Source organism: Bradyrhizobium sp. 195 (genome assembly GCF_023101665.1).
GTDB lineage: Bacteria > Pseudomonadota > Alphaproteobacteria > Rhizobiales > Xanthobacteraceae > Bradyrhizobium.
This window is the reverse complement of sequence record NZ_CP082161.1, coordinates 2,197,840-2,218,666: the sequence shown is the minus strand read 5'-3', so window position 1 is coordinate 2,218,666 and position 20,827 is coordinate 2,197,840. Positions and strand designations below refer to the sequence as shown.

Sequence of the window (20,827 nt, the reverse complement as noted above, 5' to 3'; positions counted from 1 at the left end):
GTGCCCCTCACCCTTCGCCCTCAATGCCTCGTCGCCGACGGATCCGGAATGTCCAGCAGGGCCTCGGTGAAGGGAAACTCAAGCACGATGTCGCCTTCGACGTCGGTGACCTCGATCACGGCGTCCAGCAGGGCCCGCTGGGCGCCCTCGGACTTCACCACCTCCAGGATCATCTGGCGGGCGACCTCCCAGGCGCGGTCGGGGTTGCGCAGGTCCTCGCCTTCGGGATCCACGATCAGTTCGTCGCCGATGCGGGTGTTGAAGAAGTATTTGGGCATCACGAGATCCAGTTTGGGTCGCCTGTACCGAATTGAAAGCTGCACTGCACTCACAACTGCTTTATCAGGACAGGGTTCGCGACCGAATGCGCCGGACGCAAGGCAGGCGCGTCAGAAGCGGTGTTCCGGAGGCACTTTTCGCGCCGCAACATGGCTTTTCTCGGGAAAATTTCACTGGCGAACTTTTCGGCGCGCACTAACTTAGCGGCTGGGCGGATACGTCCGAATTCGCGAAAATGGAGTGCCAAAATGGCTTGGAAAGCCCCGAAGATCGTCGAAGTGCCCTGCGGCATGGAAATCAACATGTATGTGAGCGCCACCCGCAAGTAAGCGGCTGGTGAGTTTGCGTTCTGCGCAGGTGGGTCTTTCGGCGCACGTTCTTTCGGTCACGATCAGTTTCCGGAAGACAAAAACTGTGTCGGCCTGAGATCCACCTGGCGACGTTGCCTCCAGGAGACGGATCATGCTTCGCGTCGTCGTCCTGGGCGCCGCAGCCGGCGGCGGGGTGCCGCAATGGAATTGCGGCTGCGAGGGCTGCCGGGCGGCCCGTAGCGCCGGTCATGAACTCGAGAGAACCCAGGCCTCGGTCGCCTTCAGCGGCGACGGCGAGCATTGGTTCCTGATCAATGCCTCTCCCGATTTGCGCCAGCAATTGAATGCCACGCCGCAACTGCACCCCAAGGCCGGGGCGCTGCGCCATACGCCGATTGCGGGCGTGATCTTGACCAACAGCGAAGTGGACGCGGTGGCGGGCCTGCTGTCGATGCGCGAGAGTTCGCCGTTCACGATCTATGCGCATGACAAGGTGCTGGCGATCCTTACCAGCAACAGCATCTTCAACGTGCTGAACGAGAAGCACGTGCGGCGCCAGCCGATGGCTATCGGCGAGCCATTCGAGCCGCGCCTCACCGATGGCGTGCGCTCGGGCCTGGAGGTGCTGCCCTTCGCAGTCTCGGGCAAGTCGGCCTGGTATCTGGAAGGCAAGGCGCATCCCGGCGGCGAGACCGGCGACGGCGATACGCTGGGGCTGAAGATCACCGACAAGGCGACCGGCAAGTGCTTCTACTTCATCGCAGCCTGCGCCGAGGTCACCGATGCGCTCAAGGCCGAGCTCGACGGCGCCGCCTTGGTGTTTTTCGACGGCACGGTGTGGCAGGACGACGAGATGATCAAGGCCGGGCTCAGTCACAAGACAGGCAAGAGCATGGGACATGTCGCGATGTCCGGCGAGGCCGGCGCCATCTCACGGTTGGCCGACCTCACACTCGACAGGAAGATATTTCTGCATATCAATAACTCGAACCCGGCGCTGCTGCCGGCCTCCCCGGAGCGCAAGGCCGCGGAGGCGGCAGGCTGGCAGATACCGGCGGACGGAACGGAGATCGTGCTGTGAATGCGGCGTCAATGACTGGAATGACTGCGCTCTCGATCGGCAAGGACATCAGGCTCACCAGCGCCGAGGAGCTCGAGGCGACGCTGCGCCATATCGGGGCGACGCGCTATCACAGCCTGCATCCGTTCCATAAGCTCCTGCACGGCGGCAAGCTGAACAAGGGCCAGGTGCAGGCCTGGGCGCTGAACCGCTACTATTATCAGAGCACGATTCCGATCAAGGACGCGGTGGTGATCTCGCGCTTCCGCGACCGCGCCACGCGGCTGGAATGGCGCCACCGCATCGAGGACCATGACGGCGATGTCGGCAGCGAGGGCGGCATCGAACGCTGGCTGAAGCTGACCGAGGGCCTTGGCCTCGACACGGCCTATGTGGAATCGACCGAAGGCATCCTGCCGGCGACGCGCTTCGCGGTAGAGGCTTACGTGCACTATTGTCGCGAAAAAAGTCCGCTGGAGGCGATCGCGTCCTCGCTCACAGAGCTGTTCGCGCCGAACCTGCATGAAGAGCGTATCTCCGGCATGCTGGAGCATTACGACTTCGTCAATCCCGACATCATGAGCTACTTCAAGCGCCGCCTGGCCCAGGCGCCGCGCGATGCCGGCTTTGCGCTCGACTATGTCAAGGCGCATGCCACGACGCCGGAGCAGCGCGCGCAAGTCTGCAACGCGCTGATCTTCAAGACCAACGTCTTGTGGGTGCAGCTGGATGCGCTCCAGCACGCCTACGTCGAGGGCCACATTCCGCCGGGCGCATTCGTGCCCAAGGCGAGCTGAGGGAACAGCGATGGCCGGTCCGCGCAATATCAGCGTCAACGAGGCAAGCCGCCCCGTGCTGCCGCGGCATGCCAAGCTGAAATATGACGAGACCCGCAAGGTGTGGGTGATCCTGGCGCCGGAGCGGGTGCTGGCGCCCGACGAGATCGCGGTCGAGGTCTTGCAACTCTGCGACGGCAAGCGCAGTGTCGGCGACGTGTCCGATCACCTCGCGGCGAAATACGCAGCGCCGCGCGAGGCGATCCTGGCCGACGTCATCGTCATGCTGCAGGACCTCGCCGACAAGGGCTTCCTCACCGAGATCAGGGAGAAGACGTCATGAGCGACGTGACCATCCCACCCAGCGACAGCCTCGCGGTGCTGGAGAAGCAGCGCTCGACGGCGGAGACCTTCGGCATTCCGCTCGCGGTGCTGCTCGAGATCACCCATCGCTGCCCGCTGCAATGTCCCTATTGCTCTAACCCCGTCGAGCTCGACCGCTCGGGCAAGGAGCTGACGACGGACGAGTGGAAGAAAGTGCTGAGCGAGCTTGCCGAGATCGGCGTGCTCCAGGTGCATTTCTCCGGCGGCGAGCCGACAGCGCGCAAGGACCTTGTCGAGCTGGTCAAGCATGCCAGCGACGTCGGGCTCTACACCAACCTCATCACCTCGGCCGTGCTGCTGACGCGCGAGCGGCTGAGCGAGCTCGCGGATGCCGGGCTGTGCCATGTGCAGATCAGCTTCCAGGGCGTCGAAGAAGGCCTCGCCGATCGCGTCGCCGGCTACAGGAACGGCCATCGCAAGAAGCTTGAAGTCGCGAAATGGACCCGCGAGCTCGATCTGCCGCTGACCGTGAACGCGGTGATGCATCGGCAGAATTTGCACCAGCTCCCTGACATCATCCAGATGTCTGTCGATCTCGACGCCGACCGGCTCGAGGTCGCCAATGTGCAATATTACGGCTGGGCGCTGAAGAACCGCGCCGCACTGATGCCGACGGTGGCGCAGTTAGATGAGTGCACCCGTATCGTCGAGGAGGCGCGCGAGCGGCTCAAGGGCACGCTTGCGATCGACTACGTCGTCCCCGATTATTACGCGTTGCGGCCGAAGAAATGCATGGGCGGCTGGGGCCGGCAGTTCTTCAACATCTCGCCCGCCGGCAAGGTGCTGCCCTGCCACGCCGCCGAGAGCATCACCGGGCTCGACTTCGAATCCGTGCGCTCCAATCATTCGATCGCCTGGATCTGGCAGAACTCCGACGCCTTCAACCGCTATCGCGGCACCGGCTGGATGAAGGAACCGTGCAAGTCTTGCGAATTCCGCGAGATCGATTTCGGCGGCTGCCGCTGCCAGGCCTTTGCGCTGACCGGCGATGCCGCCAACACCGATCCCGCCTGCGCGCTGTCGCCGCTGCACGAGACCATCTTCAAGCAGGCTGAGCGCGAAGCCGAGGGCGAGACTAGCCGCTTCCTCTATCGCAACTTCGCCGGCGGCACCCTGGAATCCGAGAATGGGACCTGACGCCGACGCGGCCGCTTCCGTCAGGCGTGCCGATCCCTTTGCGCCGCTGACGTCCGACATGCTCGACGTCGGCGACGGCCATGAGCTCTATGTCGAGAGCGTCGGCCGCAGCGACGGCATCCCCGCGATCTATCTGCACGGCGGTCCTGGCTCGGGCTGCCAGCCCGACCATCGCCGGCTTTTTGATCCCGAGCGTATGCATGCGATGCTGTTCGACCAACGCGGCTGCGGCCGCAGTCGTCCCAAGGCATCGCGCGAGCACAACACCACGGCGCACCTGATCGCGGACATGGAGAAGATCCGCGAAAAGTTCGGCTTTGACCGCTGGATGGTGGTCGGCGGCTCCTGGGGCGCGACACTGGCGCTGGCGTATGCGCAGGCGCATCCCGAGCGTGTGTCCGGCATTGCGCTCCGCGCGACGTTTCTCGGCACGCGGGCGGAAGTCGAGACAGGCTTCACGGTGCGCCTGCCGCAATTCTATCCCGCGCTGTACGAGGATTTTCTGAGTGTGCTGCCAAGGGAAGAGCAAGCGCGGCCGGTAGACGCCTATTGGCGCCGCATCCTCGATGCCGATCCTGCCGTTCACGGACCTGCGGCGCGCGCCTGGCACGACACCGAGCGCGCCTTGTCGGAGCACAAGCCGGCCAAGACGCGGCTGGACCTGGCGTCGCTGAACGTCTGGCGCACGCTGCCGGCAACGCCGTTCATGGAGGCGCATTATTTCATCAACAACTCCTTCATGAGCGAAGACCAGTTGTTGCGGAACGCGGGCCGGCTCGCCGGCATTCCCGGCATCATCATCCAGGGCCGCTACGATCTGCTGTGTCCCCCTGAGACATCGCAGGCCCTAACGAAAGTATGGCCCGGTTCCGAGCTTCGCGTCGTGGAAGGAGCCGGGCATTCGCTCTATGATGCCGGCGTGAGGGATGCGGTGATGAAGTCGATCGCCGACCTCGCATCGAAGATCGGGCGATGAGAGGACAAGAAGAATGCCGCTCGCCGGAAAAGGCATGCTGCTGACGTCGATGAATGTCGATGCAGCGGATGAACACGATTTCAACCGCTGGTATGATCGCGAGCATCTGGAAGAGCGCGTCGCGATCGAGGGCTTTCTGGAAGCCCGGCGCTATGTCGCGCATGCCGCCAACCCCAAATATCTCTCGCTGTACTCGACCGCGACGCTCGACGTCCTCGACAGTCCCGCCTACCGGGCGCGGCTGGCCAATCAAACCGACTGGTCACGGCGCAGCATGGCGCGCTTCAAGGACATGCTGCGCGTCGTCGCGCGCATCACACTCAGCAACGGCACCGGACGTGGTGCTGCGCTCGGCGTGGTGCGGCTGCGACCGAGGCCGGACAATGCCGCGTCCTGGCGTGATGCGCTGCAAGACAAGCTCAGGCCCGAAGGGCGCGACGGCATCATCTCGATGCATCTGCTCGAAAGCGAGCCGGAATTGTCGGGCGCAACCGCGGGCATTCCGGCGGTGCGCAATGAAGGCGCCCGCGACTGGTTCGTGCTGATCGCCGGCACGCATGTCGGCGCGGTCTCGGCCGTGATCGCCGAACGCTTCACCGGCCCGGCGGCGGCGCCCTTGCCGCTTCCGGTCTCGGTCGGCACTTACAGCCTGATGTGGGATCTCGCGAAGAGCGACCTCGCGCGCGGCTGACGCGCTCGCACGCATCGCAACATGCTGCACCGCACGCAGAACCCGCGCGCCGTTAATGCTGTGCGCGCTTGGCTCCTATGAAACAGGGGAAGCGCGCAAGTTTGCCGTTGTACTTCGGAAAGGTTCTAATAAGCTAACCCAATGACGTCATTCAGAAACCAGATCGAGGCGCGTTAAGCGTTCGCCAAGCTCAGAAGAGGCCGCCGGGTCTTTGAGCCTGCGCGGACAGGGTAGGAATGAAACCGACCGATATTGCGGCCCCCGACTACTTTCACAAAGTGGTCGATTGCCAATGGGCCTGTCCCGCGCACACCCCGGTTCCCGAATACATCCGACTGATCGCACAAGGCCGCTACAGCGACGCCTACATGATCAATTGGAAATCGAACGTGTTTCCCGGAATCCTGGGACGCACCTGCGATCGTCCCTGCGAGCCGGCGTGCCGCCGCGGACGCGTCGAGGAAACACCGGTTGCAATCTGCCGGCTCAAGCGCGTGGCCGCCGATTTCAAGGATGACATCAAGCAGCGCCTGCCGCGCCCGGCGGCGAAGAACGGCAAGCGCGTCGCCTTCGTCGGCGGCGGCCCGGCCTCGCTGACAGTGGCGCGCGATCTCGCGCCGCTCGGCTATCACTGCACCGTGTTCGACGGCGATCCGGAAGCCGGCGGCATGATGCGGACGCAGATCCCGAAATTCCGCCTGCCAAATTCGGTGATCGACGAGGAGACCGGCTATATCCTGGGTCTCGGCGTCGAGTTCAAAGGCGGCCATCGCATCGAGAGCATGAAGGCGCTGCTCGGGGAGAAGTACGACGCGATCTTCGTCGGCTCCGGCGCGCCGCGCGGCCGCGAACTCGACATTCCCGGCCGGAAAGAGGCAGCCGCCAACATCCATATCGGCATCGACTGGCTGTCCTCGGTCTCATTCGGCCACATCGACAAGATCGGCAAGCGCGTGATCGTGCTCGGCGGCGGCAACACCGCGATGGATTGCTGCCGCACCGCGCGCCGCCTCGGTGGCGAGAGCGTCAAGGTTGTCGTCCGCTCCGGCTTCGAGGAGATGAAGGCCTCGCCCTGGGAGAAGGAAGACGCGCTCCATGAGGATATTCCGATCCTCAATTACATGGTTCCGGTGGCTTTCAAGCATGTCGCCGGCAAGCTGATCGGCGTCACCTTCCAGAAGGTGAAAGCCGAATACGACGCCAAGGGCCGGCGCAACCTCGTGCCGTCGGGCGAGCCGGATGAGACGATCGCCTGCGACGACGTGCTGGTCGCGGTCGGCCAGGAAAACGCCTTCCCCTGGATCGAACAGGATTGCGGCATCGAGTTCGACAAATGGCACATGCCCAAGGTCGATCCGAAAACCTTCGTCTCGACCAATCCCAAGGTGTTCTTCGGCGGCGACGCCGCGTTCGGGCCGAAGAACATCATCTGGGCGGTGGCGCAGGGCCATGACGCCGCGCTGTCGATCCACAAAATGCTGTCGGGCGAGGACATCACCGAGCGCCCGCTACCGGACGTGCAGATCTCATCGCAGAAGATGGGCATCCATGAATGGAGCTATGACAACGACATCTCCATCGACAAGCGTTACAAGGTGCCGCATCGCGACAAGGTGGTCGCGCTGAAGGACATCCGCGCCGAGGTCGAGCTCGGCTACGACGTCAAGCTGGCCTTGGGCGAAGCCGAGCGCTGCCTGAACTGCGACGTGCAGACGGTGTTCTCGACATCGCTCTGCATCGAATGCGATGCCTGCGCCGACATCTGCCCGATGGATTGCATCACCTTCACCGGTAACGGCGAGGAAAGCGATTTGCGCCAGCGCCTGAAGGCGCCCTCGCCGCATCCGGACCAGGATCTCTACGTCTCCTCGGATCTCAAGACCGGGCGCGTGATGGTGAAGGACGAGGACGTCTGCCTGCATTGCGGGCTGTGCGCCGAGCGTTGTCCCACCGGCGCCTGGGACATGCAGAAATATTTCATCGAGATGACCCACGCAGGTTCGACATGCCCGACAAGAAGCCGCTCAGCAGCGTAAACGACTTCGTCGTCCGCTTCGCCAACGTCAACGGCTCGGGTTCGGCCAGCGCCAACGAGATGTTCGCGCGCGCGATCCTGCGCCACGGCGTTCCGGTGTCTCCGCGCAACATCTTCCCCTCCAACATCCAGGGCCTGCCGACCTGGTACGAGGTGCGGGTCACCGAAGACGGCCATCTCGGCGCCCGCGGCGGCGTCGACATGATGGTCGCCATGAACCCGCAGACCTGGGATAAGGACGTCGCCGGCATCGAGCCGGGCGGCTATCTGTTCTACGATTCCACCAAGCCGATGCCGTCGACGAAATTCCGCGACGACATCACCGTGATCGGGGTGCCCTTAACCGCCATCACCAACTCGACCTATACCGATCCGCGCCAGCGCCAGCTGTTCAAGAACATCATCTATCTCGGCGCGCTCTCGGCGCTGCTCGACATGGACCCGAAGCTGATCGAGCAACTGATCGGCGAGCAGTACAAGGGCAAGGAGAAACTGCTTTCCTCCAACGTCCACGCGCTGCATCTCGGCCGCGACTGGGCGCTGCAAAACCTGAAATGCCCGATTGGGCTACGGGTCAAGAAGTCCGACAAGGTCGGCGACCGCATCTTCATCGAGGGCAACAGCGCCGCCGCGCTCGGCGCGGTCTATGGCGGCGCCACCGTCTGTGCCTGGTATCCGATCACGCCGTCCTCATCCGTGGCGGAGGCTTTCACCGCCCATTGCAAGAAGTACCGGCACGATCCGGAGACGGGCAAAGCCAAATACGCCATCGTGCAGGGCGAGGACGAGCTGGCCTCGATCGGCATCGTGATCGGCGCGTCCTGGAACGGCGCACGCGCCTTCACCGCGACCTCCGGCCCCGGCATCTCCCTGATGACCGAGTTCATCGGGCTCTCGTACTTTGCCGAGATCCCGGCCGTGATCATGAACATCCAGCGCGCCGGCCCCTCGACGGGCATGCCGACCCGCACCCAGCAATGCGACATCATCGCCTGCGCCTATGCTTCGCACGGCGACACCAAGCATGTGCTGCTGTTCCCCGAAGATCCTGCCGAGGCCTTCGAATTCGCGGCCGCCGCCTTCGATCTCGCCGAGCGGCTGCAGACCACGATCTTCCTGATGCTCGACCTCGACATCGGCATGAACCATCGGCTCTGTCGCCCGCTGAAGTGGGATGATGCCAAGCAGTACGACCGCGGCAAGGTGATGACCGCGGAGATGCTGGAAGAGGGACGCGACTTCGGCCGCTATCTCGACGTCGACGGCGACGGCATTCCGTACCGAACCTATCCCGGCACGCACGCGACCAAGGGCTCCTATTTTACCCGCGGCACCTCGCGTGACCGCTATGCGCGTTACTCCGAGGAAGGCCCCGTCTACGCCGACAACATGCAGCGCTTGATGCGCAAGTTCGAGACGGCGCAGGATCTGGTGCCGCGGCCGCTGCAGGCCAATGCGGAGCGGCCGACCAAATATGGCGTGATCTATTTCGGCTCGACCTCGCCGGCGATGGACGAGGCGATCGGCCTGTTGGAGGCACGCGGACATCAGCTCGACCGGATGCGCATCCGCGCCTTCCCGTTCCATTCGAGCGTGGCGAGCTTCCTCGCCGAGCACGACTTCGTCTACGTGGTCGAGCAGAACCGCGACAGCCAGCTCCGCCAGCTCATCGTCAACGAGAACGGCATCGATCCCGTCCGCCTCGTGCCGATCGTGCATTATGACGGCTCGCCGATCACCGCCCGTTTCATCGCAAAAGCCATTGGCGACCATCAGGATCACCTCAAGGTGACCCCGCTCCGCAAGGCCGTGTCATGACCTACATCGCAAAGCCGAAATTCCATCATCCGAGCCTGAAGAAGAACGAGCTCGGCTACACCCACCGCGATTACGAAGGCAAGATCTCGACGTTGTGCGCCGGGTGCGGCCACGATTCGATCACGGCCTCGATCATCGAGGCCTGCTACGAGCTCTCGATCGAGCCGCACCGGGTGGCGAAGATCTCCGGCATCGGCTGCTCGTCGAAGACGCCGGACTATTTCCTCGGCAATTCGCACGGCTTCAATTCCGTGCACGGCCGCATGCCCAGCGTGCTGACCGGCGCCAATCTCGCCAACCGCGATTTGATCTATCTCGGCGTTTCCGGCGACGGCGATTCAGCATCGATCGGCTTCGGCCAGTTCGCGCATTCGATCCGGCGCGGCGTCAACATGACTTATATCGTCGAGAACAATGGCGTCTACGGCCTGACCAAGGGCCAGTTTTCGGCGACCGCCGACCGCGGCTCGAAGTCCAAGAAGGGCGTCACCAACACCGACAACGCCATCGACCTCGTCGCGATCGCGCTGCAACTCGGCGCCACCTTCGTCGCGCGCTCCTTCTCCGGCGACAAGACCCAGTTGGTGCCGCTGATCGCGGCCGCGATCCGCCACAAGGGCGCGTCCTTCATCGACGTCATCAGTCCCTGCATCGCCTTCAACAACCACGCCGGCTCGACCAAGAGCTTCGACTATGTCCGCGAGCACAACGACGCCGTGAACCGGCTCGACGTGCTGGTCGGCCGCGACCCGATCGCCGTGGATTACGCGCCGGGCACGGTGCAAATGGTGGAGCAGCACGACGGCAGCAAGATCGCCCTGCGCAAGATCGACGCGGATTACGATCCGCACGACCGGCTCGGGGCCCAGACCTTCCTCGCAAGGCACGCCGCCAAGGGGCAGATCGTCACCGGGCTGCTCTATGTCGACCCGGACGCGGAAGATCTGCACGAGCATCTCAACACGGTCGAGACGCCACTGAACACGCTGGAGGCGGACACGCTCTGCCCGGGCTCGGCAGTGCTGGACAAGATCAACGCCAGCCTGCGCTGATCGTTTACTTCCGTGCCGAAGCCGGCGGTCTGACGCGTACCGTGATCTTGTCCGACACGACAGGCGGCTCGAACGGATAGTGCTTCGCATCGCCCAGCACAAGCTGGAGCGTGTGCGTGCCGGGCGGAAGCTCGAGGAGGGTTTCAGTCTGCCCCGCCCCGAAATGCAGGTGCGACTTGTCCTGCGGGATCGGCTCCTTGGAATCGATGGGCTCGTTGACGTCGACCAAGAGATGGTGATGACCGGCATTCTGGTACTCGTCGCCGGCATGCGTCACGCCCATGTTGCGCAAGCCGAACCGGACCCAGAATCCACCGCGAACTTTCTGCCCGTCATGCGGCGTGATGAAATAGAGCTTCGCGTCCTTCGGTGCGGTCTTGCCTTGCGAGTTGGCCGCGCCCGAATGCAATGCAATTGCGGCCGCCAGCGCCGCACAGGAAATGATCCTCATCAAGTCTACTCCAGCACTCAAGGACCGAGCGCGACACGGAATCCGTGCGTGGGATAACGGACATTGGTGTCGTAACCATCGCGATTGGACGGCCGCACATATCTCGAATCGTTTTTCCAAGAGCCCGAACGGAGGACGTGCGAGGAGCAGTCGCTGCCGGTCCGCGCCGAGCCGTCGGTCGGCGCCCCCTGATAAGTCCTGTGCCAGCAGTCCTCGACCCACTGGTCGATACCGCCGCCCATGTCATAGAGCCCGAATGGATTAGGCTTGAAGCTGCCGACCTTGGCCGGCTGCTCGGCCGCAAGATCACCGCAATCCTTGCAACCGGCCATGCCCGGTTGGAGCTTGTCGCCCCACCAGTACTTGCTCTGCGTTCCGCCGCGCGCCGCATATTCCCATTCGGCTTCGCTCGGAAGCCGGTAGGGCTTCTTCACCGCCTGCGCGAGCCAGACGACATATTGCTGCGCGTCGGCCCAGCTCACATTGCTGACCGGGGCATTGTCCTTGCCGGTGGCCGTGAATCCGCACCCCTTTGCAGCTGCGCATTCGTTCCATTCCCGCACGGTGACCGGATATTTTCCGATCGAGAACGGCTTGATCGTGACCTGGTGGACAGGTCGCTCGGTCGGATCATCATTGCTTCCCATCGCGAAACTGCCGCCGCGAATGGCGATCATCTCGGGTTCGGGAGGCGGCGCCGCCGATGGGCTGGGCGCCGGCGGCGAAGGCGACGAAGCCAGTGACGGAGATGGTTGCGGCGTCTGCGTCGCCGCCTCGCTTGGCAGCGGCCGCGGGCTCGGTGAAGCGGCAGTAGCGGCAGCTGGAGAAGCGGCAGGAGAGGCAGCTGGAGAAGCGGCTGGCGCGGCGGCCTGCTCTCCCATCCTGCCGGGCTGCGCCAGCAAATACCAGAGCACGCCCGCGGCCATCATCATCACTGTGATGGACAGCAGAAAGATCAGGGCATTCTCACGCCGGCTCCTGGTTTTGCCGACGGCATCCGCGTCCGGCAGCACGCGATAGACGCGCACAGGATCGGTGATGTTCTTGACTTTGCGGTCGCCGAGCGACTCATAGCCGCATACCACCTTATGCTTGATCTGCTCGTAGATCGCGCCCGAGATGTAGACCTGACCGGGCTCGGCAATGCCCTCAATGCGTGTCGCGATGTTGACGCCGTCGCCGTAGACATCGTCCGGCTCCACGATCACGTCGCCGAGATTGACGCCAATTCGGTATTCGAGCCGCGAATGCTTCGGAAGCGAGGCGTTGCGGCCGATCAAGTTCTGCTGGATGACGATGCTGCATCGAACGGCCTCGACAGGACTATCGAAAATGGCAATGAAACCATCGCCCGTTGTCTTCACCAGAGCACCATGGTGCTCGACGATGCTGGGCTGAATGAGATCCCGCTCGATCCGCTTGACGCGGACATGCGTCCCCTCCTCGTCGGCCTGCATCAGGCGGCTGTAGGAAACGATGTCACCGACAATGATCGCAGCGAGACGACGAGGCATAGGACCGTGTGGAGGCGGCCCGTCCTGATTGCCGGATTTGAAGTTGCGAATTTCGCCCATCGCGGGGGACTCCACATACTGACAAGGCAGCCCCAGCTTACGACTGCCAAAGGCGGTCGTCTGTGAAGGCTATCACATTGACGAACCGAGACAATGTCAGAGCATCGGGCGGCATCGGGTTCCGAGGAACGAAGGCGCCCCACCGCTTGAACCTTCTTGATCCCCTCTGTGACTAAGGCTCTGGCCTGAAAACCACTGGCCCGAGTCGGCATCGCGGTGGCCGCAGGAGCGATTGGGACGGTTGAACGCGGGGCACCGCGCCTGCGTCTAACAGATAGCAGCTCTATCCTGCTGCGATAGAAATCGACACGCGCTCGAGGCCGTCATGAAGCTCTCCCTCTTTGCTGCCTTCATTTTGGCTGCGCTGACCAGCGCCGCCGTGGCCGAGGAAGGCGATGACATTCGTGAGGCCAGCAAGGCCGAAGCCGAAACCTTCAATACGCGCATGTATTCGGGCGCGCCCGGCAACGAGGCCTACGCCTGCTTCGTCCGACGCTACGATGCCGATCATCTGGCGCGGCACCCGAAGCAGAAGGTCGCCGCGATGAAGCTGCTGATCTCCGCGGAGGTCGACAAGGAGGACAAGGAGCTGCACAACTCCTTCCGTCTCGGCTTCAGGTACCGTCACCGCAGCGGCGATTTCGACTCCAGCGGCTCGTGCAACCACGCCGTGTTCACCAGGAACGGCAGCGAGGTTCGTCTCGGCTGCGGCGTCGACTGCGAGGGCGGCGGCATCGGCGTTGCGCTGTCGAAGGACGACAAGTCGGCGATCGTGCGGCTCGAACGGGTGCGGGTCTGGCAGAACAACAAGCCGGACGACGATGCCGAGCAATCGCTGGTGGCCGGCGCCGATGACAAGATTTTCCGCCTCGACCGCACCGACAATAGCGAATGCGCCTCGCTGGTCACCGACCGCAAGGAACTCGCAGCGCTGCGCCACAAATGATATCTGTCCGGCGAACTGGGATCAGTCGAAGGAGGTCGCCATGAATCGCCGGAACATCTTATGGAGCGCCATTTCGGCTTTCGGCGCAGCCTTTGGCGCCTCGCGTGCACGGGCCGCCACCGAAGCCGGCGCGGGCAACAAGCTGAAGGTCGTCTATCACCTCAGCGATGCCGAGAAGGTCAATTTCGTGCTCGGCAACATCCAGAACCACATCGACGGCGTCGGCGGCCCCGAGCACGTCACGCTCGCGCTCGTGATCCACGGTCCCGCGCTGAAGGCATTCCACGGGGCGCAGGCCAACCGATGTCAGCAAGCGGGTCGGCGAATTCTCCAAGGGCGGCGTCGAGCTCGCCGCTTGCGGCAACACGATGAAGGCGCAGAACGTCACGCTGACGGATCTGCTGCCCGGCTTTGTCAATGCTGAGAAAGGCGGCGTGGTCCGCCTCGTGGAGCTGCAGTCGCAGGGGTTTTTGTATCTGCGGCCGTAGCAGTGCGCATGGCGGTGCCACATTCTCCGTCATTGCGAGGAGCCCTTGCGACGAAGCAATCCAGACTGCCTCTGAGGACGAAGTCTGGATTGCTTCGCTGCGCTCGCAATGACGGAGCGACAGCGAGCGCCTCACCTTCCAATCCCGCTTGACTCACCCATAACTCTACGGTTATGAGTAATCCATAACTTCCTGGTTATGGATCTCCATGTCCCCCGCCCCCGATCTCCTGTTCAGGACGCTCGCCGACCCCACAAGGCGGGCGATTTTCGAGCGGCTGTGCCGCGAGGGCGAGCAGACGGTCGGGGCACTGACGGCGCTATCGGGCGTTTCACAGCCTGCGGTTTCGAAACATCTCGGCGCGCTGAAGCAGGCCGGCCTCGTACGTGACCGCCATGAAGGACGGCAGACTCATTACAGCGCACTGCCCGGCGCGCTCGATCCGCTGATCGACTGGACCAGCCAGATGGCCGGCTTCTGGCAGCGGCGGCTCGACGCGCTCGACGATCTCCTGAAGAGGATGGACCAATGACTGAAGCCTCAAGCCAGACGCGCTCCGTGGTCGTCGAGCGCGAATTTGCCTTTCCGCCCGAGCGGCTCTGGCGCGCGCTGACGCAGCCGCATCTGATCGAGGAATGGCTGATGAAGAACGACTTCAAGCCATCAGTCGGTCATCGTTTCAATCTGCGCGGCGAATGGGGCGGCGTGCTGGACTGCGAGGTGCTCACCATCGAGCCGCAGAAGAGCCTCGCCTATACCTGGAATTTCTCGCATGAGGATTCCGCCTTCGACCTCAAAAGCGTCGTGACCTTCACGCTCACGCCGACGAGCGCGGGCACGCATTTGCGCGTCGAGCAGGCGGGCTTCGGCCCGACGCAGAAGCAGGCCTATGGCGGCGCGCATGCCGGCTGGAAGCAGTTCTTCAACAAGCTGGACGAGGTGCTGGCGCGCGCTGACTAGCTCCGCCGGCGTCCATTCCGATCAATCTCAAAGGAGGTCTCTAGTGAGCACGCATATGTGGGTTCGGCAGATTCATCGCTGGCTGTCGATGGCTTTCACGCTCGCGGTCATCGCCAACATCGTGGCGATGACCATGCAGGTCCAGGCCGTCTGGATCGGTTTCCTGGCGCTGGTGCCGCTGATCCCGCTGCTCGCGACCGGGCTCTATCTGTTCGCGCTGCCCTATCTCGACCAGCGCGACGGCGTGCGCAGTGAGGCAAGCTCGTGAAGAAGGCGATGGCGAAGAAGAGCGGCGCAAAGGACGCGAATGGGCCGTCTCCCTCCAAAATGATCGACGGCAGGATCAAGGAGCTCGGCGATTGGCGCGGCGAGATGCTGGGACGGATTCGCGGCCTGATCAAGCAGGCCGACCCTGATGTCGTCGAGGAGTGGAAATGGCGCGGCGTTCCCGTATGGGAGCACGACGGCATCATCTGCACCGGCGAGACCTACAAGGCGGTGGTGAAGATGACCTTCGCCAAGGGCGCGGCGCTGGAGGATCCGGCCGGCCTGTTCAATTCCAGCCTCGACGGAAATGTGCGCCGCGCGATCGACATTCGCGAGGGCGAGAAGATCAACGAGAAGGCGCTGAAGGCGCTGATCCGCGCGGCGGTCGAGCTGAATATGCTGAAGAAGAAACCGGCGAAGAAGCGATCGGCGTAGAGAGATCTTTGTGCAGCCTCGAACGCCTTCCTTCGCCCCTTGTGGGAGAAGGTGGCGCGAAGCGCCGGATGAGGGGTCTCCATCGACGAGGCACGGTGCGGAGAGATACCCCTCACCCAAACGAGCTTGTATCTGCCGGCGTCGCGGCCCTCTCCCACAAGGGGCGAGCGCACATCAACGCGCTTCTGTGTGTGTGGCCGACCGCCCTCACGCCACCGCCGCGGGGATCGGGCGCGGGCTCACGACGTACTCGCGCATGACCTTGTCGTTGGCATCGACCTCGATCAGCGAGACGTCGTAGGTCCAGAGATCGGCCAGATGCTGCAGCACCCGCTTGGCATCGGTCTCGTTGAGCTGCGAGCCCTTGATGACGTGGTGATGCAGGATCAGGCGGCGGTCGCCGGAGAGATCGACGTCGACCACCTCGATATTGGCGTCGATGAAGCCGACATCGTGCTGCCGCGCCAGCTCGCGCCGCACGCGGCGGAAACCGCGCTCGTCATGGATGGCATCGACCCGGATACCGGCGCGCTCCTCGGGATCGTCATGCAGGTGGAACATGCGGAAGTGCCGCATCAGCTTCGGGCTCAGGAACTGCGCGATGAAGCTTTCGTCGCGATAGTTGGCCCAGACGTCGCGCAGCACGCCCATCACGTCGTTCTTGCCGGCAATGTCAGGGAACCACTCGCGGTCCTCATCTTCCGGTCGGGTGACGATGCGCTCGATATCCTGCATCACGGCAAAGCCGAGCGCATAGGGATTGAAGCCGGAGAAGCGCTGATCGTCGAATTCGGGCTGGAACACCACGTTGGTGTGCGATCCCAGGAATTCGAGGAAATTGCCGTCGCTGATGCGGCCCTGCTGATGCAGCTTGGTCATGATGCGATAGTGGACGTAGGTGGCCGTCCCCTCGTTCATCACCTTGGTCTGGCTCTGCGGATAGAAATATTGCGCGATGTGGCGGACGATGCGCAGCAGCTCGCGCTGCCACGGTGCCAGGCGCGGCGCACTCTTCTCCAAGAAGTAGAGCAAGTTTTCCTGCGGCAGGCCGAGCAGCTTGCGGCGGCGCTCGATGCTGAGTGCCGTCCGGCTTTTGGCAGCGCCCTTGGGCACGGTGCGCCAGAGGTCGTTGAAGACCTCCTCCTCGTGCTGACGGCGGCGCCCTGCCCGCTTCTCCTCGGCGCGCAGATCCAGCTTCTTCTTGCCGGGATAGCGGTCGATGCCGTGCGACATCAGCGCGTGCGCGGCATCCAGCGTGCGCTCGACGTCGATGCGGCCGTAGCGCTCCTCGCACTGCATGACATACGTCTTGGCGAAGTCGAGATAATCCAGGATGCCGTCGGCGTCGGTCCACTGCTTGAACAGATAATTGTTCTTGAAGAAGTGGTTGTGGCCAAAGGCGGCGTGGGCGATCACCAGCGTCTGCATCGTCGCCGTGTTCTCCTCCATCAGATAGGAGATGCAAGGCGAGGAGTTGATCACGATCTCATAGGCGAGGCCCATCAGGCCCTTGCGATAGGACGCCTCGTGGTACGCAAAATGCTTGCCGAACGACCAGTGCTTGTAGAACAGCGGCATGCCGACCGACGAATACGCATCCAGCATCTGCTCGGCGGTAATCACCTCGATCTGGTTCGGATAGACGTCGAGCCCGAGATCTTTCAGCGCCACCTCCTCGCAGGCATCGGTGATGCGCTGCAGGGTGTGGAAATCCCAATCCGCGCCTTCGAACAATCGTTCCGTCATGGAGCGGCCTTCTCCTGGGCAGTTTCGCGACGCTGAAACAAATCGTGGAACACCGGAAAGATCTCGCTGCGTTCCGAGACCTTGCGCATCGAGAGCGGTGCGCCGCTGTTGCGCAGGCGCTCATAGAGAGTCCACAGCGAGGAGTCGGAGAGATCGAAGGCGCTGCCGCCTGATTCCCCGACCTCGAGATAGGCAAAGAACTGGCAGACCGGCAGGATCTTGTCGGTCAGCAGCATGCCCGTAAGCTCGCCGTCGGAATAGGAATTGTCGCCGTCGGAGGCTTGCGCGGCATAGATGTTCCAGTCCGACGGGTTGAAACGCTCGCGCACGATCTCGTGCATCGCCTGCAGCGCGCTGGAGACCAGCGTGCCGCCCGAGGCCGGGCCGTAGAAGAAGGTCTGCTCGTCGACCTCCTCGGCGCGGTCGGTGTGGCGGATGAAAACGATCTCGACATGCTTGTAGCGGCGCTTGAGGAACACGTAGAGCAGCATGTAGAAGCGCTTGGCGAGATCCTTCATGTGCTCGGACATCGAGCCCGACACGTCCATCAGGCAGAACATCACGGCCTGCGCAACGGGCTTGGGCACCGTCTCGAAGCGGCGGTAGCGGATATCGAGCGGATCGATGAAGGGAATGCGCTTGGTCTTCGCTTTCAGCTTTTCCAGCTGGGCGAGCAGCACCTCACGCTCGTCCTCGTCGGTGCATGCGGCGATCGCGGCTTCCAGCTCCTCGATCTCCTCCTTGCGGGGACGCTTGAGCGCGATACGGCGCGCCAGCGCGAGCTTCACCGTCCGGCTCACCGAGATGTTGGCGGGCGAGCCCGACGTGGTGTAGCCGGCGCGCTGAATGCCCTCGCTCTCGGTATGCGCGATCTTGCGCTTGGCAAGATCCGGCAGCTCGAGATCGTCGAGGAAGAGATCGACGAACTCGTCACGACTCAACACGAAACGGAACGCGTCCTCGCTGTCGCCTTCGCCCGGGCCTGAATCCTTGGCACTGCCCTGGCCGGAGCGCTGGAGATAGTCGCCCTCGATGAACTTCTTGTTGCCGGGCAGCACCATGTCGCGCGTTCCGCCTTCGCGGCGGAAGCGCGGCTCGTGCATGCCGTCGAGGGGAATCGTGACTTCGCCCCCCTCCAGGACGTCCTTGATGTCGCGTTCCTGCGAGGTCTTCTTGACGGCGCCCTGCACCAGGGACTTGGCCCGACGCAAGAACCGCTGGCGGTTCTCAAGACTCTTGCCGCCTGGATTCAGGCGCCTGTCAATAATGTGAATGGGCACTTTACCATTCGCCTCCCACTCCGCCTCAACCGGCCTGCTTCACGCGCATGTACCATTCGACGAGCCGGCGAACCTGACGCTCGGTGTAGCCGCGCTCCACCATGCGTGCGACGAACTCGCCATGCTTCTTCTCCGTCTCGCCGTCCTTCTTCGACCCGAAGGAGATGACCGGAAGCAGGTCCTCGACCTGGGAGAATATCCTCTTTTCGATCACGTCGCGAATCTTCTCGTAGGAGGTCCAGGTCGGATTCTTGCCGCCGTTCTGGGCCCGCGATCGTAACGAGAATTTGACGACCTCGTTGCGGAAATCCTTGGGGTTGGCGATGCCCGCCGGTTTCTCGATTTTCGTCAGCTCCTGGTTCAAAAGCTCGCGATCGAGCAGCTGGCCGGTGTCCGGATCCTTGAAGTCCTGGTCCTCGATCCAGGCGTCGGCATAGTCGACGTAGCGATCGAACAGGTTCTGGCCGTAATCCGAGTAGGATTCCAGATACGCCTTCTGGATCTCGTTGCCGATGAACTCGGCGTAACGCGGCGCCAGATCCGCCTTGATGAATTCGAGATAGCGCTTCTCGACTTCCTCCGGCAGTTGCTCGCGTTTGATCGACTGCTCCAGCGCGTACATCAGGTGCACGGCGTCCGCGGCGACTTCCTGCGGATCGTGGTTGAAAGTGGCAGCCAGGATCTTGAAGGCGAAGCGGGTGGAGACGCCGTCCATGCCCTCGTCGACGCCGGCGGCGTCGCGATATTCCTGGACGCTGCGCGCCTTCGGATCGGATTCCTTCAGGCTCTCGCCGTCGTAAACCCGCATCTTGCCGAACAGGGTGGAGTTCTCGTGCTTGCGCAGGCGCGACATCACCGAGAACCGCGCCAGCGTCTCCAACGTCGAGGGCGCGCAAGGGGCCGAGGCGAGCTCGGAGCCCTGGATCAGCTTCTCGTAGATCTTCTGCTCTTCGGTGACGCGCAGGCAGTAAGGCACCTTGATCACGCAGATGCGGTCGATGAATGCTTCGTTGTTCTTGTTGGACTTGAAGCTCGCCCACTCGGCCTCGTTGGAGTGCGCGAGGATCACGCCGGTGAACGGGATCGCGCCGATATTCTCGGTACCGATGTAGTTGCCTTCCTGCGTCGCGGTGAGCAGCGGGTGCAGCATCTTGATCGGCGCCTTGAACATCTCGACGAACTCGAGCACGCCCTGGTTGGCGCGGTTGAGGCCGCCGGAATAGCTGTAGGCGTCGGGATCGTTCTGCGCGTAGGTCTCGAGCTTGCGGATGTCGACCTTGCCGACCAGCGAGGAGATGTCCTGGTTGTTCTCGTCACCGGGCTCGGTCTTGGAGACTGCGATCTGGCGCAGCCGCGACGGCTGAATCTTGGCGACGCGGAATTGCGAGATGTCGCCGCCGAAGGCTTCGAGCCGCTTGTAGCACCACGGGCTCATCAGGCCGGTGAGACGCCGGCGCGGAATGCCGTACTTCTCCTCCAGCATCGGCCCGAGGTTATCCGGATCGAACAGGCTGAGCGGGCTCTCGAACACGGGCGAGAGCTCGTCGCCGGCCTTGAGCACGTAGATCGGATGCACTTCCATCAGCGACTTCAGCCGCTCGGCGAGCGAGGATTTGCCGCCGCCGACCGGCCCGAGCAAATAGAGGATCTGCTTGCGTTCCTCCAGGCCCTGCGCCGCATGGCGGAAGAAACCAACGATGCGCTCGATGGTTTCTTCCATGCCGTAGAAGCCGGCGAAGGCCGGATAGGTACGGATCGTGCGGTTCAAAAAAATACGGCCAAGGCGTGGGTCCTTGGCCGTGTCAATCGTCTGGGGGTCACCGATCGCTGCTAGAAGTCGTTCGGCCGCGTTCGCGTATTTCATGGGATCGCTTCGACACGATTCCAGATATTCCGCCATCGACATGTCGTGCTGGCTTCTCGCCTCGAACGACCGAGCGAAAGCGTTGAATAGAGAATCGTTGTACATGATCCCTCTCCGCGTGAGTTCCGCTACAAGCTGAAACGAAAGCAGTTGCCGGACCGTTCCTCAGGCCGTTTCGAATCAGCGTGAGCACATGACGATCATTGGACACCCGGGTGCCAACACGACGCAACGCACAACGTAGGCAGTCGCTGAGTTACGAACAGGCACCTGCCCGTAATTTGTGCGAATCTCTGT

General features: G+C 63.0%; 21 protein-coding genes and 1 pseudogene. 16 read left to right on the top strand and 6 right to left on the bottom strand.

What is annotated here, in order from left to right; translation table 11 throughout:
- Nucleotides 1–20: 20 nt before the first annotated feature.
- On the bottom strand, nt 21–278 hold the full coding sequence (locus IVB26_RS10275; protein ID WP_247322934.1) for a DUF6894 family protein: 258 nt from the start codon (nt 276–278) through the stop codon (nt 21–23).
- A 249-nt stretch (nt 279–527) separates the two neighbouring features.
- On the opposite strand from IVB26_RS10275, the gene pqqA reads away from it, so the two are divergent.
- The 10 genes from pqqA (at nt 528) to IVB26_RS10225 (ending at nt 10,519) form a co-directional block, all read left to right on the top strand.
- Complete coding sequence (gene pqqA, locus IVB26_RS10270; RefSeq protein ID WP_007595659.1) at nt 528–608, top strand: pyrroloquinoline quinone precursor peptide PqqA; 81 nt, start codon at nt 528–530, stop codon at nt 606–608.
- A 133-nt stretch (nt 609–741) separates the two neighbouring features.
- Nucleotides 742–1,671: a pyrroloquinoline quinone biosynthesis protein PqqB gene (gene pqqB / locus IVB26_RS10265; protein ID WP_247971551.1), complete on the top strand. Its 930-nt coding sequence runs from the start codon at nt 742–744 to the stop codon at nt 1,669–1,671.
- A 20-nt stretch (nt 1,672–1,691) separates the two neighbouring features.
- A complete protein-coding gene (gene pqqC, locus IVB26_RS10260) occupies nt 1,692–2,447 on the top strand; it encodes a pyrroloquinoline-quinone synthase PqqC (RefSeq protein WP_430640356.1) in 756 nt (251 codons plus the stop codon).
- Nucleotides 2,448–2,457: 10 nt separating this feature from the next.
- Entirely contained in the window at nt 2,458–2,769 is a 312-nt protein-coding gene (gene pqqD / locus IVB26_RS10255; RefSeq protein ID WP_247971550.1) for a pyrroloquinoline quinone biosynthesis peptide chaperone PqqD, read from the top strand.
- Nucleotides 2,766–3,947, top strand: coding sequence for a pyrroloquinoline quinone biosynthesis protein PqqE (gene pqqE, locus IVB26_RS10250; RefSeq protein ID WP_247971549.1), 1,182 nt, complete (start codon nt 2,766–2,768; stop codon nt 3,945–3,947). The genes pqqD and pqqE overlap by 4 nt, the downstream gene beginning before the upstream one ends.
- Entirely contained in the window at nt 3,937–4,923 is a 987-nt protein-coding gene (gene pip / locus IVB26_RS10245; RefSeq protein ID WP_247971548.1) for a prolyl aminopeptidase, read from the top strand. The genes pqqE and pip overlap by 11 nt, the downstream gene beginning before the upstream one ends.
- Before the next feature lie 13 nt (nt 4,924–4,936).
- The gene (locus IVB26_RS10240; RefSeq protein WP_247971547.1) at nt 4,937–5,614 is read left to right on the top strand and encodes a DUF4286 family protein; all 678 of its coding nucleotides are present in this window, start codon (nt 4,937–4,939) and stop codon (nt 5,612–5,614) included.
- A 236-nt stretch (nt 5,615–5,850) separates the two neighbouring features.
- A complete protein-coding gene (locus tag IVB26_RS10235; RefSeq protein WP_247971546.1) occupies nt 5,851–7,650 on the top strand; it encodes an FAD-dependent oxidoreductase in 1,800 nt (599 codons plus the stop codon).
- Nucleotides 7,620–9,467, top strand: a complete 1,848-nt coding sequence (locus IVB26_RS10230) for a 2-oxoacid:acceptor oxidoreductase subunit alpha (RefSeq protein WP_247971545.1) — start codon at nt 7,620–7,622, stop codon at nt 9,465–9,467. Before IVB26_RS10235 ends, IVB26_RS10230 begins: the two co-directional genes overlap by 31 nt.
- Nucleotides 9,464–10,519 (top strand): 2-oxoacid:ferredoxin oxidoreductase subunit beta, encoded by a 1,056-nt coding sequence (locus IVB26_RS10225; protein ID WP_063201775.1) that lies wholly within the window; start codon nt 9,464–9,466, stop codon nt 10,517–10,519. The genes IVB26_RS10230 and IVB26_RS10225 overlap by 4 nt, the downstream gene beginning before the upstream one ends.
- Nucleotides 10,520–10,523: 4 nt before the next feature.
- On the opposite strand, the gene IVB26_RS10220 is transcribed toward IVB26_RS10225, so the two are convergent.
- The gene (locus IVB26_RS10220) at nt 10,524–10,970 is read right to left on the bottom strand and encodes a DUF4399 domain-containing protein (RefSeq protein ID WP_247971544.1); all 447 of its coding nucleotides are present in this window, start codon (nt 10,968–10,970) and stop codon (nt 10,524–10,526) included.
- Between the two features lie 17 nt (nt 10,971–10,987).
- Nucleotides 10,988–12,544 (bottom strand): SUMF1/EgtB/PvdO family nonheme iron enzyme, encoded by a 1,557-nt coding sequence (locus tag IVB26_RS10215; RefSeq protein ID WP_247971543.1) that lies wholly within the window; start codon nt 12,542–12,544, stop codon nt 10,988–10,990.
- Nucleotides 12,545–12,869: 325 nt separating this feature from the next.
- Here IVB26_RS10215 and IVB26_RS10210 point away from each other — a divergent pair, with 325 nt between their 5' ends.
- The 6 genes and pseudogenes from IVB26_RS10210 (at nt 12,870) to IVB26_RS10185 (ending at nt 15,640) form a co-directional block, all read left to right on the top strand.
- Nucleotides 12,870–13,490 (top strand): hypothetical protein, encoded by a 621-nt coding sequence (locus tag IVB26_RS10210; RefSeq protein WP_247971542.1) that lies wholly within the window; start codon nt 12,870–12,872, stop codon nt 13,488–13,490.
- Nucleotides 13,491–13,530: 40 nt separating this feature from the next.
- Nucleotides 13,531–13,978: pseudogene (locus IVB26_RS10205) on the top strand (DsrE family protein).
- 208 nt (nt 13,979–14,186) lie between these two features.
- Nucleotides 14,187–14,510 carry an ArsR/SmtB family transcription factor gene (locus IVB26_RS10200; protein WP_247322909.1) on the top strand — a complete coding sequence of 108 codons (324 nt, stop codon included), beginning with the start codon at nt 14,187–14,189 and terminating at the stop codon, nt 14,508–14,510.
- A complete protein-coding gene (locus IVB26_RS10195; protein WP_246918837.1) occupies nt 14,507–14,938 on the top strand; it encodes an SRPBCC family protein in 432 nt (143 codons plus the stop codon). The genes IVB26_RS10200 and IVB26_RS10195 overlap by 4 nt, the downstream gene beginning before the upstream one ends.
- A gap of 55 nt (nt 14,939–14,993) precedes the next feature.
- Entirely contained in the window at nt 14,994–15,206 is a 213-nt protein-coding gene (locus tag IVB26_RS10190) for a hypothetical protein (RefSeq protein ID WP_458309363.1), read from the top strand.
- Complete coding sequence (locus IVB26_RS10185) at nt 15,203–15,640, top strand: DUF1801 domain-containing protein (RefSeq protein ID WP_247971540.1); 438 nt, start codon at nt 15,203–15,205, stop codon at nt 15,638–15,640. The genes IVB26_RS10190 and IVB26_RS10185 overlap by 4 nt, the downstream gene beginning before the upstream one ends.
- A gap of 207 nt (nt 15,641–15,847) precedes the next feature.
- On the opposite strand, the gene IVB26_RS10180 is transcribed toward IVB26_RS10185, so the two are convergent.
- From IVB26_RS10180 to IVB26_RS10170, 3 genes are read right to left on the bottom strand one after another with little or no spacing between them, the layout of a single operon-like run.
- Complete coding sequence (locus tag IVB26_RS10180) at nt 15,848–17,386, bottom strand: SpoVR family protein (protein ID WP_247971539.1); 1,539 nt, start codon at nt 17,384–17,386, stop codon at nt 15,848–15,850.
- A complete protein-coding gene (locus tag IVB26_RS10175; RefSeq protein WP_247973131.1) occupies nt 17,383–18,660 on the bottom strand; it encodes a YeaH/YhbH family protein in 1,278 nt (425 codons plus the stop codon). The genes IVB26_RS10180 and IVB26_RS10175 overlap by 4 nt, the downstream gene beginning before the upstream one ends.
- 31 nt (nt 18,661–18,691) lie before the next feature.
- Nucleotides 18,692–20,635 carry a PrkA family serine protein kinase gene (locus tag IVB26_RS10170; protein WP_247971538.1) on the bottom strand — a complete coding sequence of 648 codons (1,944 nt, stop codon included), beginning with the start codon at nt 20,633–20,635 and terminating at the stop codon, nt 18,692–18,694.
- Between the last annotated feature and the right edge of the window lie 192 nt (nt 20,636–20,827).

Excerpts from the sequence above, each read along its gene's own strand:
- IVB26_RS10215 (WP_247971543.1), bottom strand. The coding sequence starts at position 12,544 with ATGGGCGAAATTCGCAACTTCAAATCCGGCAATCAGGACGGGCCGCCT.
- IVB26_RS10170 (WP_247971538.1), bottom strand. The coding sequence starts at position 20,635 with ATGTACAACGATTCTCTATTCAACGCTTTCGCTCGGTCGTTCGAGGCG.
- IVB26_RS10225 (WP_063201775.1), top strand. The coding sequence starts at position 9,464 with ATGACCTACATCGCAAAGCCGAAATTCCATCATCCGAGCCTGAAGAAG.
- pqqA (WP_007595659.1), top strand. The coding sequence starts at position 528 with ATGGCTTGGAAAGCCCCGAAGATCGTCGAAGTGCCCTGCGGCATGGAA.
- pqqB (WP_247971551.1), top strand. The coding sequence starts at position 742 with ATGCTTCGCGTCGTCGTCCTGGGCGCCGCAGCCGGCGGCGGGGTGCCG.
- IVB26_RS10190 (WP_458309363.1), top strand. The coding sequence starts at position 14,994 with ATGTGGGTTCGGCAGATTCATCGCTGGCTGTCGATGGCTTTCACGCTC.
- pqqD (WP_247971550.1), top strand. The coding sequence starts at position 2,458 with ATGGCCGGTCCGCGCAATATCAGCGTCAACGAGGCAAGCCGCCCCGTG.
- pqqC (WP_430640356.1), top strand. The coding sequence starts at position 1,692 with ATGACTGCGCTCTCGATCGGCAAGGACATCAGGCTCACCAGCGCCGAG.
- IVB26_RS10210 (WP_247971542.1), top strand. The coding sequence starts at position 12,870 with ATGAAGCTCTCCCTCTTTGCTGCCTTCATTTTGGCTGCGCTGACCAGC.
- IVB26_RS10275 (WP_247322934.1), bottom strand. The coding sequence starts at position 278 with ATGCCCAAATACTTCTTCAACACCCGCATCGGCGACGAACTGATCGTG.
- IVB26_RS10235 (WP_247971546.1), top strand. The coding sequence starts at position 5,851 with ATGAAACCGACCGATATTGCGGCCCCCGACTACTTTCACAAAGTGGTC.
- pqqE (WP_247971549.1), top strand. The coding sequence starts at position 2,766 with ATGAGCGACGTGACCATCCCACCCAGCGACAGCCTCGCGGTGCTGGAG.
- IVB26_RS10240 (WP_247971547.1), top strand. The coding sequence starts at position 4,937 with ATGCCGCTCGCCGGAAAAGGCATGCTGCTGACGTCGATGAATGTCGAT.
- pip (WP_247971548.1), top strand. The coding sequence starts at position 3,937 with ATGGGACCTGACGCCGACGCGGCCGCTTCCGTCAGGCGTGCCGATCCC.
- IVB26_RS10200 (WP_247322909.1), top strand. The coding sequence starts at position 14,187 with ATGTCCCCCGCCCCCGATCTCCTGTTCAGGACGCTCGCCGACCCCACA.
- IVB26_RS10220 (WP_247971544.1), bottom strand. The coding sequence starts at position 10,970 with ATGAGGATCATTTCCTGTGCGGCGCTGGCGGCCGCAATTGCATTGCAT.
- IVB26_RS10180 (WP_247971539.1), bottom strand. The coding sequence starts at position 17,386 with ATGACGGAACGATTGTTCGAAGGCGCGGATTGGGATTTCCACACCCTG.
- IVB26_RS10195 (WP_246918837.1), top strand. The coding sequence starts at position 14,507 with ATGACTGAAGCCTCAAGCCAGACGCGCTCCGTGGTCGTCGAGCGCGAA.
- IVB26_RS10230 (WP_247971545.1), top strand. The coding sequence starts at position 7,620 with ATGCCCGACAAGAAGCCGCTCAGCAGCGTAAACGACTTCGTCGTCCGC.